Genomic DNA, 16131 nt, shown 5'->3' on the forward strand with positions numbered 1-16131 from the left:
GGTGAGATGGTAAACAAAGCCCCACCCCTAGCAACAGCTCTCCTGCCACGAAGAGCCAGTACCCGGGGCAGGGCCTTAGCTTCTGCTATCGACTTATAAGCCGTACTTGCTGATGAGGTAGATGAGGGCGGCCATGCTGGCGCCCCCCAATTCCAGCTCCCGGCGGTTTACCTTGTCGAAGGTGTCGGCGGCGGTGTGGTGAATATCGAAGTAGCGCTGGGAGTCGCATTGGTAGCCGATAAGGGCCTTTACCTGCTCCTTTAGCGGCTCGATGTCGGTGCCGGAGTGGCCGGCCACAAACTCCCCGCTGCCGTAGGGCCGAAACAGGGGCTGCCAGGTCTGGATTTTGCGCACCACGGCGGGGTCGGCCTCAATAGAGAAGCCCCGCGGCGTAAACCCGCCCCCATCCGACTCCATAGCCGCTAGGTGCTTCTCGCCGGCGGCTTTGGCCAGCTCGGCGTACTTGGTACCGCCCCGCACGCCGTTTTCCTCGTTCATGAACAGCACAGCCCGCACCGTGCGCTCGGGGCGCAGGCCGGTGGCCTTCAGCAGGCGCAGCACTTCCATGCTCTGGGTGCAGCCGGTGCCGTCGTCGTGGGCGCCCTGGCCCAGGTCCCAGGAGTCGAGGTGGCCGCCTACGCTGATGATTTCCTCCGGGTATTTCGAGCCTTTGATTTCGCCGACCACGTTGTAGCTCTTGGTTTCGGGCAGCTGCTGGCAGCTCATTTCCAGCTCCACCGTCAGATTGGGGTCGGCTTTCAGGAGCTGGCTCAGCTCGTCGGCGCCGTTGGTGCTGAGGGCGGCGGCCGGTACTTTGGTCACGTTGTCCTCGTAGCGCATGGCCCCGGTGTGCGGAAAATCGTCGTGGGCCAGGGAGAGGCTGCGCACCAGCGCCCCCACCGCGCCGCGCTTGGCGGCTTCGGCGGCGCCGCTACGGCGCTGGTCACCGGCTTCGCCATAAGCCCGACCGGTTTCCACGTACAGCGGGTTCATGGGCCGGTTAAAGAATACTAGCTTGCCCTTCACCTTCTCGGCGGGCAGGGCGGCCAGCTCCTTGAGGCTGTGCACCTCAATTACCTGGGCTTTCAGCTTGCCGTTGGTACCCACCGAGCCACCCAGGGCGCACACGTTCAAGGTCAGGCCTTTGCCTTTAGAGCCTTTCACCTGGGCTTTTTCCCGGGCGCCGCGCACCCAATGCGGCACCATCACCTCTTGCAGATACACCCGGTCGAGGCCCATTTTCTCCATCACCAGCTTGCCCCACTGCACGGCCTGCTCAGCCTGGGCCGAGCCGCTGAGGCGCCCCCCAATCTGGCCGGTGAGGTAGCGCAGGTTGTCGTAGCTCTGCCCGTGGGCCAGGGCCTCATCGTACAGCTTCCGGATGGCCAGGGAGTCGGCGGTGGTTTGGGCCGTGGAGGTGAGGGGGGCGGCCAGCAGCGCGGCGGCCAGCCCCAGCGTGAGGCGCAAAGAAGGTAAACGCATGAAGTAAGAAAGGGAGTGAGTAGGCGCAAAAGTGACCAATAGAAGCCGAAACGCCGCTATAGTTGCAGAAAAACGCCCCGAAGGCGACAGAGCCTTAGCGGCTGGCAGCCCCGTAGCGCCGGGCCGTGGCGGTGGCCGCCTGGGTAGAGTCGCGCGGGAGGCGCACTTCCAGCAGATAATCGTATTCCGCATCCCCGATGGTAGGCACCGGGCGCGGAGCACCGAAGGCTTCCACGGTTTCCAGAATGGTGTTGGAATGCCCCACTACCAGCACCGTGCGGCCCCGGTACTCGCGCCGGATACGGGCAACCAGCTCGGGCAGCTTCCGGGCATCGTAAGTCTCAACGACGAGCTTGCGCTTATCAGCCAGGGGCTGGGCCGTGCTGCGGGTGCGGTTGGTGGCGGTGCTGAAAATACCGCTGAGCATGGCGTTGCGCCACAGCGTATCGCGCAGGGCCAGGGCCCGCTGCTGGCCGGCCGCCGTGAGGGGCGGATCGGCCAGACCGGGAGTCAGCTCTTTTTCGGCGTGGCGCACGATGAAGACATGCGTATCGAGGCCCCGGGCATAGTGCGCCTGCAGCGCTTTGTTGCTGCAGTTACTGCCAATCAACAGCGCCAGCAATGCCAGCAAACTGATGTACAGCTTTTTACGGTAATTCATAGAACAGAGCATGGGTGTATCGAAAAGCAAGATAGAATAGTCCGGATAGTTCCGGCATACCTGAGCGCCGGGCCCGAACCCAGCCGACGGTTACCCACCCGCCCGCCGGTTCCGGCGCGCTGGGCGGCGGTGGGCTCTTTTGCGGCAACTGCTTCTCTGCCTCGCTACCTGCGCAGGCCGTGTTGTGCGGATTGCCGTTATCTTGACGGCCCTATGGCCCAGAATCCGCCCGCCCTCGAAGCCCGCCATCTCACCCGCCGCTACGGAACGCAACCCGCGGTGCAGGATGTGTCGTTTGCGCTAGCGCCCGGCGAAACGCTGGTACTGCTGGGGCCCAGCGGCTGCGGCAAAACCACACTGCTGCGGATGCTCAACCGCCTGGTGGAGCCCGATGCCGGCACCGTACTCGTGCACGGACAGGATGTGCGCCAGGTGCCGGTGGAGCGGCTGCGTCGGGGCATCGGCTACGTTATTCAGCAGGTGGGTTTGCTGCCGCACTACACCGTGGCCGAAAACGTGGCCATTGTGCCCCGCCTGCTGGGGCAGACTGATGCCTGGATTGCCCGGCGCACCGACGAGCTGCTGACGCGCCTGCACCTGCCGCCCGCCCGCTTCGGGGGGCAGTACCCGCACCAGCTCTCGGGGGGGCAGCAGCAGCGGGTGGGACTGGCCCGGGCCCTGGCCGCCGACCCGCCCATTGTGCTGCTGGATGAGCCCTTCGGCGCCCTGGACCCGCTTACCCGCACCAGCATCCGCCGGGAGTTTCGGGAGCTGCCGGAGCTTCGCCAGAAAACCATGGTGCTGGTAACCCACGATGTGCAGGAGGCCTTCGAGCTGGCCGACCGGATTCTGCTGCTCGACCACGGCCGGGTGCAGCAGCTGGGCACCCCGGCCGAGCTGCTGTTCCGGCCAGCTACGGCCTTCGTGCGGGAGTTTTTTGCGGCCGACTTCCTCAGCTTGCAGCTGCGGGTGCTGCGCCTACAGGACATCCTGTCATACCTGCCGCTGGAAGAAAATGAAACGCCAGTAAACGCTTATAATTCAGAAAGTACGACCATTTCACCTACAGCAACCATTCAGGATGCGTTGCAGCAGTTCAACCCGTCTTTCACGGCCACTCCGCCCGCGCCACCGCAACCGGTGGTGTGGGTTCGGGGGCTGAACCCGGCCCACCCCGATGAGCCCGCACCGCTTACGTATCCGGCCCTGATGGGAGCCTTTGCCCGGGCCGCTCAACAGCTGCAAACCGCATGAAAATAGTAACGGAGCTGCTGGCCTTCTGGCAACTACAGGCAGATAAAATCGGGCACCAAACCTTGCAGCACATCGGCCTGACGGCGGCCTCCCTGGTGCTGGGCGTGCTGGTGGGCGTCCCGCTGGGCCTGCTGCTCCGGCGGCGGCCCCGGCTGGCGCCCTGGGTGCTGGGGCTGGCCGGCGTGTTCCAGACCGTGCCCAGCATTGCCCTACTCGGCTTCCTCATCCCAGCTATGGGTATTGGCCCAGCCCCCGCTATTCTGGCTTTGTTCCTGTACTCGCTGCTGCCCATCGTGCGCAATACCCTGGCGGGCGTGCGCGGCGTGGACGCGGCCGTGGTAGATGCGGCCCGCGGCCTGGGCCTGACCGATGGCCAGATTCTGCGGCAGGTGGAGCTGCCCCTGGCTTTCCCGGTACTGCTGGCCGGCATCCGGACGGCGGCCGTTATCAACGTAGGAGTGGCTACGCTGGCCGCCTACATTGCGGCGGGCGGGCTGGGCGAGTTCATTTTCGGGGGCATTGCGCTCAACAACCCCGCCATGATACTGGCCGGGGCCATTCCGGCCGCCGGGCTGGCGCTGGGGTTTGATGCGGCCCTGGCCGGTGTGCAGCGCCTGGCGGGGCGGCGGCTGGTGTGGGCCGGCCGGGCCCTGCTACTGGCCCTGCCGGTGCTGGCCGGGCTGTACCTGCTGCCTCGGGCTGCCACCAAGCTGCTGGCGGGGTTTAGCCCCGAGTTTGTAGGCCGCGCCGATGGGTTGCCTGGCTTGCAGCACCGCTACGGGCTGCGGCCGGCCTCGGTGGTGCTGGCTCCGGCCCTGGTGTATGAGGCCGCCCGGCACGGCAACGTGGATATCATCGACGGGTACTCCACCGACGGCCGGATTCGGGCGTACGACCTGCTGACCCTGCGCGACGACCGGCACGCTTTTCCGCCCTACCAAGCTGTGCCGGTGGTGCGGCACCAAACCCTGGCGCAGCACCCCGAGCTGGCCGCGGCCCTGAACCGGCTGACCGGGCAACTCACCGACTCCGCCATGACCGAGCTGAACTACCGCGTCGATTACCTGCATGAGTCGCCCCGGGCCGTGGCCCGCCGGTTTCTGCGGGAGCGGGGGCTCTGGCGGGCCCCGCGGCCGGTGCCGGGCCCGGCCACCATCCGGCTGGGCTCCAAGATTTTTGCCGAGCAGTACATTCTCACCGAGCTGTACACGGCCCTTATCCGGGGCTATACCAACCTGGGCGTGGAAGCCAAAACCGGCCTGGGCGGCACCACCATCTGCGCCGAAGCCCTGCGCACCGGGGCCATTGACATGTACCCCGAATACACCGGCACCGGCCTGCTGGTGGTGCTCCAACCCTCCGCCGCCACCCTCGACTCCCTGGGCTCAGACCCGGCCACGGTGCTGCGCTATGTGCGGCAGCAGTACCGGCGGCGCTACCAGCTGGAGTGGCTGGCGCCGCTGGGGTTCAACAACACCTACGCCCTGCTCATGCGCCGCCGCCAGGCCCAGCAGCTCGGTATCGGCTCTATTTCAGAATTGAGTCGGTTTTTACGATAAACGCGGTACACCGGGAGGTGCGGCCCGCTGCGTTTCAGGCAATCAGGCGGCGGTACAGCCGGACCAGCCGGGGCTGCGAAACGCCCAGCCAGTGCAGCACTGCCAGCAGCGTGAAGCTGGCTTGCAGCCGGTACACGCCGTTAACCAGGTACTTGCGGGCCGAGGTGGTCACGTACTGCGGCAGCACCCGAAACGGCCCGTGCCACCGCAGCCGGGGCACAATCTCCTGGTCTTCCATCAGCTGCAACTCCGGCCGGAACCCGCCCGCCCGCTCGAACACCGCCCGCCGCACAAACAGGCTCTGGTCGCCGAAGCGGATGGCGTCCACATCGAACCGGGTAAACCAAGCACTCAGCCGCAGAAACCAATGCGGGTGGTTGAAGCGCAGCCGGAAGCAGCCGCTGCCGGCCCCGGCCGCCAGAGCCGCCCGAATCAGGGCCGGGAAGCCCCGGGGCGGGTACGTATCGGCGTGCAGGAAGTAGAGCACCTGCCCGGTGGCGGCCCGGGCCCCGCAATTCAGCTGGGCGGCGCGGCCACGTTGGGGGCAGGCCACCACCCGCGCCCCGCCGGCCCGGGCCACGGCCGCCGTACCATCGGGGCTGGCGGCATCGGCCACAAGTATTTCCACGGCCGCGTCGGCCTCGGTGCGCAGGTAGCGCAGCAGCGCGGGCAGCCCTTCCGCCTCGTTGTAGGTGGGCAGAATGATACTGATGGCAGGCAGCTGAGGCAAGTCGGGTAGCACGACGGGGGCGGATGAGGCTGCAACATACGGCCGGCCGCCGAAAAGAGGCCCGCTACCACCCCCGCGGCCCGTCGGGCGGGCGAACTTCATTCTACCTTCACGGCCGGGCTGCGTATGTTGCAGCATCCTTACGCCCAGTTGCTCCTCCCGCCATGCATGTTCTCATTGTTGAAGACGAAAAAAGCCTCCACCAGGAAGTCCGCCAGTTTTTGCTCCAGTCTCAGTACCTCGTCGATTCGGCGTATACCTACGCCGAGGCGTCGGAGAAAATCTTTGTCAACAGCTACGACTTCGTGCTGCTGGACCTGGGTCTGCCCGGGGGCGACGGGCTGGATTTGCTGCGCGAAGCCCGCCGCAACGACCGGCAGGAGGCTTCATTCATCATTCTGACGGCCCGCGGTGCCATCGACGACCGGGTGAAGGGCCTGGACCTGGGCGCCGACGACTACCTGCCCAAGCCGTTTTCGTTGCTGGAGCTGCAAAGCCGGATGCAGGCCATTACGCGCCGCAAGTTTGGGCTGAAGCGCCAGGAGTTGAACTTCGGCAACGGGTTCCAGCTGGACGCCACCGGCCGCACCCTGCGCTACCAGGACCAGGACGTGGCCCTCACCAAAAAGGAGTTCGACCTGCTGCATTACCTGCTGCTGCACAAAAACCGGGTGCTTACGCGCCTACAGCTGGGGGAGCACCTCTGGGGCAACGTGCTGGAAGATGATTCCGACTCCAACTACATCGACGTACACATCAAAAACATCCGCAAGAAGCTGGGCCAGTTCGCCCCCACTGATTTTCTGGAAACCGTGCGCGGCATTGGCTACCGGGTGGCAGATGCCAATTAAAAATTGAGAATTAAAAATTAAAAATGGCCGTGAGTTGCGGCGTTTTGCTCTGTATTCCCTTACCTATAGAAGCTGTTCAGGCAGGTCTGGCTGAACAAGTCAGCCCGTCATGCTGAGCGAAGGCGCAGCCGCAGTCGAAGCATCTCTACCGCTTCGTTGTGATGCATATTGAATTAGTCAGAAGTAGAGATGCTTCGACTGCGGCTGCGCCTTCGCTCAACATGACGGGCTTTTGAATTCCTAATTCTTAATTCTTAATTTTTAATTCAACGCCATGCGCCTTGAAGCCAAGCTGGCCCTGTTCAATGCCTTGTCCAAGCTGTTGCTGGTGCTGCTGGGGGCCGTGGTGATTCCGCCCATCGTGAGCCGGGTGGCCGTGGCCCACACCGACCAGCGCCTGCACGAAAAGCGGGAAGAAGTGCTCCAGTTGATTGAGCGAGATGGTATTTCGGCCTTTGTGCAGGGCGAGGAGTACGCCGACTACAACATTCTCAAGCAGGAATACATTACCCTTACGCCCCTGCCGCCCACGCCCAGCGGCCGCCACGCCCCACACCCGCCCCGTATCTTCGACGAGCCCCGGCAGGTAGACAACCAGATTGAGGATTTCCGGATTTTGAGCCAGCAGTTTGCCACCAACGGCCGCAACTACCGGCTCGAAATTGGCTCGTCGCTGGCTACGGTGGAGCTGCTCACCGATACGCTGCGCCGCATGGCCCTGTGGGTGCTGGTGATTGGGGCACTGCTGACCATTGCCACCGACGCAGCCTTTGCCCACTACCTGCTGCGGCCCTTGCAGCGGCTCATTGCCAGCAAGCTACAGGGCGTACACCACCCCTCGGCCTTCTCCTACGAGCCCCTGGAAACCACTACCACCGACTTCCGTCGCCTCGACGACAGCCTGAACGAGACCATGCGGCGGGTGCAGACGGCCTTCGAGAAGGAGCGGGAGTTCATGTCCAACGTGTCGCACGAGCTGCTGACGCCGGTGAGCATTTTGCAGTCGAGGTTTGAGAACATGCTTCAAGACCCGGCGCTGGGCCATGCCCACTCCCTCAAGATTGTGGAGTCGCAGAAAACCCTGTACCGCCTGCGCAACACCGTAAAAACCCTGCTGTTGATTGCCAACATCGAAAACGAGCAATACCTGCGCGACGAGGCCGTATCGGTGGCGGCGGTGCTGGCCGACGTGACCACGGAGCTGGACGACCGGCTGGCCCAGCGCGAGGTTAAGCTGCTGGAGGATTTGCAGCCCGATTATGTAGTGCAGCAGGCCAACCGCACGCTGCTGTTCACGCTGCTGTTCAACCTGATCAGCAACGCTATTAAATACAACCGCTGGGGCGGCAGCATTACGGTGCTGGGCCGCCCCGAGGCCGGGGGCTACCGCCTGTCGGTGACGGACACCGGGCCGGGCATCGACTCCCAGCACCTGCCCCACCTCTTCGACCGGTTCCGGCGGTTTCAGGCAGGGGCCTCGGCCCCGGAGGGCTACGGGCTGGGGCTACCCATAGCCAAAACCATTGCCGAGTTTCACAAAGCCCCGCTCACCGTACACTCCACGGTGGGCCAGGGCACCACTTTCTCCCTGCTCTTTACCTGAGCAGGCTTGGCGCCTGGCAACGGCGGCCGGGACATCCGGATGGGCGGAGCTGCGTACACGGTCTGTATGTTGTTCACCCACCCTTCTACTACCATGAAAAAGCTTCTGCTTATTGCCGGACTGGCTGTTATGGCCGGCTCCGTACACGCCCAGGCGGTACAGCAAAAAACCACCGCCACCAGTACAGCTGCCACTCCAACCGGCATGGTCCGCACCACCTCCAAAACCCATAGCGTAGCAACACCCAGTGGCAACTACCATACCTCCGACAAAACCCGTACGGTAACCACGCCGGCAGCTACGCGCAAAACGGCCGTGGTGAAGCGCAACACGGCCAACCGAACCCGTACCACCACGCAACGCTAGGTTCACGCGCCCTTCATGCGGGCCGGGGTAGATTTGGCACTCGCCTACTTTTCCCACCCCCTCCATGAAAAAGCTCCTGCTCCTGGTCGCGCTGCTGCTGGGGCTGCTGTGGCTGGCGGGCCGGCTGCTGCCCCCGGCCCTGCCCACGGCGCGGCATCTGGCCACGGTGCCGGTAGTACGCAAGCCGGACCACCTCCCTCTGGCTCACCCGAAGCGGGTATTCGCACCAACCAGCACCGGTGGCGACTAAGCCACTAACCGGAAAACATGGAGCCGTCCGGCGAAATGAGTGGCACATTAAATCAGGATGTGCCAGTAGGCCTAGAAGACTAGTTCCCCTCCTTGGAAAGGAGGGGAACTAGCTTGTAGCCCTAGGCTGCAACTTGAGTTACCCCAGTCCCTCGGCCGATTCGCCGGGGGTGGGCTCGGCGCTGCCCGGGCCGGGAGCCGGGGCCTGCTGCCCACCGGGCGTGGGGCTCAACTGCCAGCTGGCATTCATTTCGCGCAGACCATACAAAGCCGTGAGGTCGAACTGGCAGGGCACAATGGAAATGTAGTTGCTGGCCAGTGCGTACTCGTCGGTGTCCTGGCCGTGGTCCTCGTTCACGAAAGAGCCAATCAGCCAGTAGTAGGGCCGGTTGTGCGGGTCGTGGCGCAGGTCGAACTCCTCCTGCCACTTGGCGCGGGCCTGCCGGCACAAGCGGGCCCCGGCAATGGGCTCGGCCGACTTTTTGGGAATGTTGATGTTGAGGGCAGTACCCTTCGGAATGCCGTGCTCCAGGGCTTGGCGGGTCAGGTGCTCTACCCACTCCTCGGTGTGTGAGAAGTCGGCGTTATGGCCATAGTCGCAGAGCGAGAAGCCAATGGCCGGCAACCCCTCCACCGCCGCCTCAATGGCCGCCGACATGGTGCCGGAGTACAGCACGTTCACGGCCGAGTTGGAGCCGTGGTTGATGCCGGACACCACCAGGTCGGGGCGCCGGTCTTTGAGCACGTGGTGCTTGGCCAGCTTCACACAGTCGGCGGGGGTACCACTGCACTCGTAGGCCTCCACGCCTTCAAAAATGCGGCTGGCATCGAGGCGGAGCGGGTGGCCGATGGTAATGGCGTGACCCATGCCCGACTGCGGCGAGTTGGGCGCTACCACCACCACCTCACCAATGCGGCGCATCACCCGGACCAGGGTGGCAATACCGGGGGCGGTGATGCCGTCGTCGTTGGAAATCAGAATCAGGGGTTTGTGCGGTGCTGCGGACACGGGTATCGGATGGTTAAGGAAACGGAAAGCAGGACAAAGGTAGGCTACCCCGTCCATTGCCCGCTGCACTAACGCCGGGCAGCGGGCACGGGTTGTCAACTACCGCCGGCGGGGGTGCGTATACGCCGACATGCAGCTTCGTTTTTTGAGTGGACTACTGCCGGTAGCGGCCGTTTTGCTGGGCAGCCTCGGCGGGTGCGACTCCGCGCCTACCACCCGCACCGCCACCGACCCCGGCACCCCGCCATTTGTTACCGCCGAGGGTAATCCTGGGCCCACCTCCCCCGGCTCGGCGCCCATTGCCAGCGGCGCCACTGCCCCGGCCGAAACCGGTGCCCCCCTCCCCGACTCCTTACACCTGCTGAGTCCGGGCCGGGCCGGCCGCCTGCGCCTGGGCATGTCGGAAAAGCGGTTGAAACGCCTTATCCCGGCCCAGCTGCTCACGGCCACCTCTTACCAGGACCAGGGCCGCACCTTGCCGGCGTACACCCTACTCGATGCGCAGCACCCGGATGCCCCAGCCTCAGTGCTCCACATGATAGAGGGTCCGGCCGGCGGCTGGCGGCTGCGCCGCATCCGGATTTACTCCCCGCACTACCGCACTGCTGAGGGCATCGGGGTTGGGTCGCCGTTCGGGGCGGCGCGCCAGAACCTGGGGCTCACACGCATCCGCAATACGCCGGCCGGGCTGGCGGCCGTATCGGGGCAGGTGCAGATGGCCTGGGTAATTGACCCCAACTCCCTCCCGGCCAAACCTGCCGTGCAGCTTACTTCCGCCGAAATTCCGCCGGCGGCCCGCATCACCGGGGTATTACTTTACCAGTAGTACCCAAACTCTATGGATTGTATTTAGCTGCAAAACTTGTACTTTGGCGAAGCTGGTGAGTAGTACACCAGGAATTTTCATCCATTTGCCCCTGGCCCGAACTCCTGCCCGCCTATGGCTTTGTTTGCAAACCGCTACCGAACGCACGATTTGGGCTTACTGCTGCTGCGTATTGGTATTGGCATCATGTTCACTATTCATGGCTACCCCAAGCTCACGGGTGGCACCGAGGCCTGGATACAGATAGGCGGGGCCATGAAACTGCTCGGCATTGAGTTTGCGCCCGCCTTCTGGGGGTTTCTGGCCGCCGCCGCCGAGGCCGTGGGTGGACAGCTGCTTGCCATTGGCTTATTTTTCCGCATTGCCTGCGTGTTTCTGCTGGCCACCATGCTCATGGCTACCTTTATGCACATTAGCAACAGTGACGACTTCAATACCTACTCCCACGCACTGGAATCCGCTATTCTGTTTCTGGGGCTGCTGTTCATCGGGCCCGGCAAGTACAGCCTGGACCAGATGTTGTTTCCGGCCCGGCGCCGCTTGTATTAGCGCCTGTTTTTGCCCGGGTTCTTCAATGTCATTCTGTGCCCCGCACAGGATGACATTTGTTTTTCAGGCCACCTTTGCGGCCAGTCAGTGTCCTTGGGCTCGTACTATTCTGCACCCGTATGCTTTCTTTTCTCCTCGCCTCCTGCCTGCTTGCTCCTCCTGCCGCCCCCGACTGGCGCACCCCGTTTGAGAAGGGCAACGGCAATACCACCGCCACCCACGCCGAGTGCATCGGCTACTATCAGCAGCTGGATGCGGCCTACCCCGAAATTCAGCTGCGGGAAGTGGGCCAGACCGACAGCGGCCGGCCCCTGCACGAAGTGGTAGTGTCGCTGGATGGGAATTTCGACCCGGCTGCCGTGCGGGCCAAGGGGCGGCGGGTGGTGTTTATTCAGAACGGCATCCACCCCGGCGAGCCGGAGGGCATCGACGCCAGCATGATGCTGGCCCGCGACTACGTGCAGAAAAAGGAGCTGCGCCAGCAACTGGCCGACGTGGTGCTGGTCATCATCCCCATCTACAACGTAGATGGGGCCCTGAACCGCAACTCCACCACCCGCACCAACCAGAACGGGCCCGAGAGTTACGGCTTCCGGGGCAACGCCCGCAACCTCGACCTGAACCGGGACTACATCAAGCAGGACTCGCGCAATGCCCGGGCCTTTGCCCAGCTGTTTCAGCGCTGGCAGCCCGAGGTGTACGTGGACACCCACACCTCCAACGGGGCCGACTACCAGTACACCATGACGCTGATTGCCACCCAAAAGGACAAGCTGCACCCGGCCCTGAGCCAATACATGCAGCAGCGGCTGCTGCCGGCCCTGTATGGGGGCATGGACCGCAAGAAGTGGTACCTCACGCCCTACGTGGATTTTGAGGGCCGCACGCCCGACGCCCGCGGGCTGGTAGGCTTCCTGGAAACGCCCCGCTATTCTACCGGCTACACCGCCCTGTTCAACACCATTGGCTTCGTGACGGAAACGCACATGCTGAAAACCTACACCCCGCGGGTGAAAGCCACCTACGACTTTCTGGACCTGCTGATTCGGCAGGTCCACCAGGATGGGGCGACCATTGCGCAGGCCCGCGCGGATGCGGCCCAGCAAACCTGGACGCAGCAGCAGTTTGCCTTGGGCTGGAAGCTGGATACTACCCAGGCCGAGCGGTTTACGTTTCGGGGCTACGCGGGCAAAACCAAGCCCAGCGAGGTCAGTGGCCTGCCCCGCCTCTACTATGACCGCGCCGCACCCTATACGAAAGCTATTCCTTACTACAACACCTTCCGCCCCACTGCCACCGTGCAGCGGCCCCGCGCCTACGTGCTGCCCCAAGCCTGGGGCGAGGTAGCGGAGCGCCTGCGCCTGTCGGGCGTACAGATGCGGCCCTTGTCGGCGGATACCGTAATCAACGGCGAAACCTACTACATCCGGGACTACAAAACCGCTCCCCGGCCCTACGAGGGCCACTACCTCCACTCCCAGGTGCAGGTGAGCCCGGTGCGGCAGCCCCGCTCCTTCCTGCGCGGCGACTACCTGATTCCGCTTGACCAGCCCGCCGCCCGCTACCTCATTGAAACCCTGGAACCCCAGGCCACCGACTCGTTTTTTGCCTGGGGCTTCTTCGACAGCATCCTGCAGCAGAAGGAGTATTTCTCCGATTATGTGTTTGAGGACGTAGCCGCCGACCTGCTGCGCCGCCGGCCGGAGCTGCGCGCCCAGCTCGAAGAAAAAAAGAAAGCCGACCCCGCCTTTGCCGCCAGCCCCGCCGCTCAGCTTGATTGGGTCTACCGGCAATCCGACCACTACGAAACCTCCCACCTGCGCTACCCCGTGCTGCGGGTGTTATAAGGCAGGATTGGTTGAGCAGCAAGCTGTCAGTCCGACCGAAGGGAGGAAGCCGGGTTTACCAAGCAACGGTTCACCCATATTCCTTCCTTCGGTCGGACTAACTACTTCCCTGCCGCCCCCAACGAGTTGGCGTAGTTCACCAGATAGGCCAGTTCGCGGGCGTCGGTGTAGCTGAGCTTGTTGTCTTTGGCATATTGCTCAATTTGCCGGGAGGCAGTGCGAAAGTAGGCCAGTAAGTCCTTTTTGGGATTGCGCAAGCTAAGGACGCTGCCGGTGGGCAGGCCCAGAAAAAACGAATCCTTCACGTCGGTGTAGTACCCCATGGTACGGCCCGCCAGCCCCCCAGGTCCATAGCCATACCCGTAGCCGTAGGGCCCGGCGGCCGTAACCGGGCGCTGCACCAGTCCCTCGCGCCGCAGCAGAATAACCGGCCCGCCGCTGAGCTGCTCAAAAAAGCCCGGGGCCCGGAAGTCGCTGTAGTCGTTGTCACGGTTCCAGCGGTACACCCGGAACACGCGCACCAAGGCCGTATCGGGCCGCTCCCGACGGCGGGGCACGGGCATGGTATACAGCGGGTTACCATAGTAGTAACCCTGCCGCATGGCGTAAAAATCGTCGTAATAAAACCGCTCCCGGCTCTGGTCGTACCGCTCCCCCTGCACGGCAAAGCTCTGCACGCTCACGGCGGGCAGGGTCCGCACGGTATTGTCGGAGAGGCTCATGGTGAGGGTTTCCTCGGTGCGGTGCAGCACCACCGGCCCAACCAGCGTATCGCCGGTGCTCAGCAGCACGGTGGCGCGGTTGAACTGTTGGGTGAATCCCTCGCCCCCACGCTGAGCCCGCACTACCAGCGGCAGGAGAAGAAGCAGGAGGTAGCCAGGGAGTTGTTTCATACGGAAAGATACCGGTAGAATTCAGCATTTCCAGTCTCGCTCCGCCGCCACAGGGACGGTGGGTGCGCACAGAAGCTACGGCTGCTGCTCTGCCGCCAATGAGTTGGCGTAGTTTACGAGGTAGGCCACTTCATGAGCCTTGGTAAACCCTAAATTATGCTGGCGGGCAAATTCCTGGATTTTAGCAACGTAGGCAGGAAAGCAATTATAGAAATCCTGCGGCTTTTCGAGTAGCACCACACTACCATCAGGGTGCGAGAGGTACAGGCCGTCCTTCTTAGCAATCCACCGCTGACTGGCGTAAGTGCCTGCTACTCCATACGTCTGCGTTTTCATTACCAGTGCCTGCCGGCACAGCAGCATAATTGGCCCTGCGCTCAGTTGCTCGAAGAATCCCAACGCCTGAAAGTTCTGGTCGGTAGGCGTTTGGCTCCAGTAGCAGGTATGAAATACCCGGCTCACCGTGGGCGGCAGCTCCGTAAGGCGGAACGGCTCAGACACTACTCCTTCAAACCGGGCATTACCTGGGTAGAAGCCTCGGCGCATCGGCCCGAAATCGTAGTACTTTTTCCGGTCGAAGGTTTCGGTCAGCTGCTGCTGCCGCACCCGGAAATGACTCACCTGCGTAACCGGCAGCACTTGCTGGCCCTGCTGCGTCAGGATTACCATATCTTCCGCCCAGTGCAGGGTAAGCGGACCTTGCCACGTTTCGCCGGAGTTTAGGGTGACCTCCGCCCAGCCGAACTGCTGGCCGAAGCGTTCCGGGCTATATTTTTCCGTAATCTGGGCCTGGCTCGGCAAATTGCCACCCAACAAGCAGCTAAATAATAAGGCGGTAGAATAACAGTGTTTCACTTGAAACAAGCGAGGAAAAAATTGGCCGTAAAAATACGGCGGACGGGCTTTTATGTCACCCATCCGCCGTTATAAAACTTCTTCGTGCGCTACACTACTCCGCCGTAGCCGCCGCCGTATCCGGGTGCGGGGTGCGGTCTTTGTGCAGGATGGTGTGGCCCAGCTTATCGCGCTTGGTGGTGAGGTACCGCTCGTTGTGCTCGTTGGGCTCCACCTCAATGGCCACCGACTCCACGATTTCCAGCCCGTAGCCGATGAGGCCGGTGCGCTTGCGGGGGTTGTTGGAGAGCAGGCGCATCTTGCTGATGCCCAGGTCGCGCAGGATCTGCGCGCCCACGCCGTAGTCCCGCTCATCCATACCGAAACCCAGCTCCAGGTTGGCCTCCACCGTGTCGCGGCCCTGCTCTTGCAGCTTATAGGCCCGCAGCTTATTGAGCAGCCCAATGCCCCGGCCCTCCTGGTTCATATACACGATGACGCCCCGGCCCTCGCGCTCAATCTGCTGCATGGCGCGGTGCAGCTGGGGTCCACAGTCGCAGCGGCAGCTCCCGAAGATGTCGCCCGTTACGCAGGAGCTGTGCACGCGCACCAGCACCGGCTCAGGGCCCGAAATATCCCCTTTCACCAGGGCCAGGTGCTGGGCGCTGGTGGTGCGCTGGGTGTAGGCAATCAGGTCGAAGTCGCCGAAATCGGTGGGCAGCTTCACCGAAATTTCGCGGGTAATCAGGCTTTCCTTTTCCAGCCGGTACTTAATCAGGTCCTGAACGGAAATCAGCTTGAGGTTCCACTTGTTGGCAATTTCGCGCAGCTCGGGCATGCGGGCCATTTCGCCGTCTTCCTTGAGAATTTCCACCAGCACCCCGGCCGGCTCGAACCCTGCCAGGCGGGACAGGTCGATGGCGGCTTCGGTGTGGCCAGCGCGGCGCAGCACGCCTTCCTTGCGGGCTTTGAGCGGGAAGATGTGGCCGGGTTTGCCCAGCTCCTCCGGCTTGGTGTCGGGGTCGATGAGGGCCAGGATGGTTTTGGAACGGTCGGAGGCCGAAATGCCGGTGGTTACGCCGTTCTTGAGCAGGTCGATGCTCACGGTAAAGGGTGTGGAGTGCAGGGCCGTGTTGCGGCCTACCATCAGCTCCAGGCCCAACTCCTCGCAGCGCTGCTCGATGAGCGGGGCGCACACCAGCCCGCGGCCGTGGGTGGCCATGAAGTTGATAACCTCGGGCGTTGCGCAGCGGGCGGCGCAAATGAAGTCGCCCTCGTTTTCACGGTCCTCGTCGTCAACGACTACTACGACTTTGCCGGCGCGAATGTCGGCAATGGCGTCTTCAATGGAATCCAGCATGGAATCACGGATTTAAACGGATTATTCGGATTTCGCGGATTCAGGAGGTGCAGCCCCG

The 16131-nt window shown here is 63.3% G+C and carries 16 protein-coding genes; 9 read left to right on the forward strand and 7 right to left on the reverse strand.

Annotated features, from left to right (window positions below; genetic code table 11):
* Positions 1–93 precede the first annotated feature (93 nt).
* A complete protein-coding gene (locus tag EI290_RS21000) occupies positions 94–1482 on the reverse strand; it encodes a M28 family peptidase (protein ID WP_125433613.1) in 1389 nt (462 codons plus the stop codon).
* A 94-nt stretch (positions 1483–1576) separates the two neighbouring features.
* Positions 1577–2143, reverse strand: a complete 567-nt coding sequence (locus EI290_RS21005) for a histidine phosphatase family protein (protein ID WP_185817104.1) — start codon at positions 2141–2143, stop codon at positions 1577–1579.
* Between the two features lie 213 nt (positions 2144–2356).
* Between EI290_RS21005 and EI290_RS21010 the strand changes: the two genes are divergently transcribed.
* The gene (locus tag EI290_RS21010) at positions 2357–3397 is read left to right on the forward strand and encodes an ABC transporter ATP-binding protein (RefSeq protein ID WP_125433615.1); all 1041 of its coding nucleotides are present in this window, start codon (positions 2357–2359) and stop codon (positions 3395–3397) included.
* On the forward strand, positions 3394–4956 hold the full coding sequence (locus tag EI290_RS21015) for an ABC transporter permease/substrate-binding protein (protein ID WP_125433616.1): 1563 nt from the start codon (positions 3394–3396) through the stop codon (positions 4954–4956). The genes EI290_RS21010 and EI290_RS21015 overlap by 4 nt, the downstream gene beginning before the upstream one ends.
* Positions 4957–4990: 34 nt before the next feature.
* Here the strand turns inward: EI290_RS21015 and EI290_RS21020 are convergent, their stop codons facing one another.
* Complete coding sequence (locus tag EI290_RS21020; protein WP_246009024.1) at positions 4991–5686, reverse strand: TIGR04283 family arsenosugar biosynthesis glycosyltransferase; 696 nt, start codon at positions 5684–5686, stop codon at positions 4991–4993.
* Between the two features lie 164 nt (positions 5687–5850).
* Here EI290_RS21020 and EI290_RS21025 point away from each other — a divergent pair, with 164 nt between their 5' ends.
* From EI290_RS21025 to EI290_RS21040, 4 genes are all read left to right on the forward strand, one after another.
* On the forward strand, positions 5851–6537 hold the full coding sequence (locus EI290_RS21025) for a response regulator transcription factor (protein ID WP_125433618.1): 687 nt from the start codon (positions 5851–5853) through the stop codon (positions 6535–6537).
* 274 nt (positions 6538–6811) lie between these two features.
* A complete protein-coding gene (locus EI290_RS21030) occupies positions 6812–8140 on the forward strand; it encodes a sensor histidine kinase (RefSeq protein WP_125433619.1) in 1329 nt (442 codons plus the stop codon).
* A 93-nt stretch (positions 8141–8233) separates the two neighbouring features.
* Positions 8234–8506, forward strand: coding sequence for a hypothetical protein (locus tag EI290_RS21035; RefSeq protein ID WP_125433620.1), 273 nt, complete (start codon positions 8234–8236; stop codon positions 8504–8506).
* A gap of 64 nt (positions 8507–8570) precedes the next feature.
* Positions 8571–8756: a hypothetical protein gene (locus EI290_RS21040; protein ID WP_125433621.1), complete on the forward strand. Its 186-nt coding sequence runs from the start codon at positions 8571–8573 to the stop codon at positions 8754–8756.
* Between the two features lie 138 nt (positions 8757–8894).
* Here EI290_RS21040 and surE read toward each other — a convergent pair whose 3' ends face one another.
* On the reverse strand, positions 8895–9764 hold the full coding sequence (gene surE, locus EI290_RS21045; RefSeq protein WP_246009025.1) for a 5'/3'-nucleotidase SurE: 870 nt from the start codon (positions 9762–9764) through the stop codon (positions 8895–8897).
* Between the two features lie 130 nt (positions 9765–9894).
* Here surE and EI290_RS22545 point away from each other — a divergent pair, with 130 nt between their 5' ends.
* From EI290_RS22545 to EI290_RS21060, 3 genes are all read left to right on the forward strand, one after another.
* A complete protein-coding gene (locus tag EI290_RS22545; protein ID WP_185817105.1) occupies positions 9895–10590 on the forward strand; it encodes a hypothetical protein in 696 nt (231 codons plus the stop codon).
* Between the two features lie 114 nt (positions 10591–10704).
* The gene (locus tag EI290_RS21055) at positions 10705–11139 is read left to right on the forward strand and encodes a DoxX family protein (protein ID WP_125433622.1); all 435 of its coding nucleotides are present in this window, start codon (positions 10705–10707) and stop codon (positions 11137–11139) included.
* A 119-nt stretch (positions 11140–11258) separates the two neighbouring features.
* Positions 11259–12986 carry a M14 family metallopeptidase gene (locus tag EI290_RS21060; protein WP_125433623.1) on the forward strand — a complete coding sequence of 576 codons (1728 nt, stop codon included), beginning with the start codon at positions 11259–11261 and terminating at the stop codon, positions 12984–12986.
* Positions 12987–13087: 101 nt separating this feature from the next.
* Here EI290_RS21060 and EI290_RS21065 read toward each other — a convergent pair whose 3' ends face one another.
* The 3 genes from EI290_RS21065 to EI290_RS21075 all read right to left on the reverse strand — a co-directional run bounded on the left by EI290_RS21065 (position 13088) and on the right by EI290_RS21075 (position 16073).
* Positions 13088–13879: a hypothetical protein gene (locus EI290_RS21065; RefSeq protein WP_125433624.1), complete on the reverse strand. Its 792-nt coding sequence runs from the start codon at positions 13877–13879 to the stop codon at positions 13088–13090.
* 75 nt (positions 13880–13954) lie between these two features.
* Positions 13955–14734: a hypothetical protein gene (locus EI290_RS21070; RefSeq protein ID WP_125433625.1), complete on the reverse strand. Its 780-nt coding sequence runs from the start codon at positions 14732–14734 to the stop codon at positions 13955–13957.
* Between the two features lie 94 nt (positions 14735–14828).
* Positions 14829–16073: a bifunctional 3,4-dihydroxy-2-butanone-4-phosphate synthase/GTP cyclohydrolase II gene (locus EI290_RS21075; RefSeq protein WP_125433626.1), complete on the reverse strand. Its 1245-nt coding sequence runs from the start codon at positions 16071–16073 to the stop codon at positions 14829–14831.
* Positions 16074–16131 lie beyond the last annotated feature (58 nt).

The organism is Hymenobacter metallilatus (assembly GCF_003944705.1).
In the GTDB taxonomy this organism is placed as follows: Bacteria; Bacteroidota; Bacteroidia; order Cytophagales; family Hymenobacteraceae; genus Hymenobacter; species Hymenobacter metallilatus.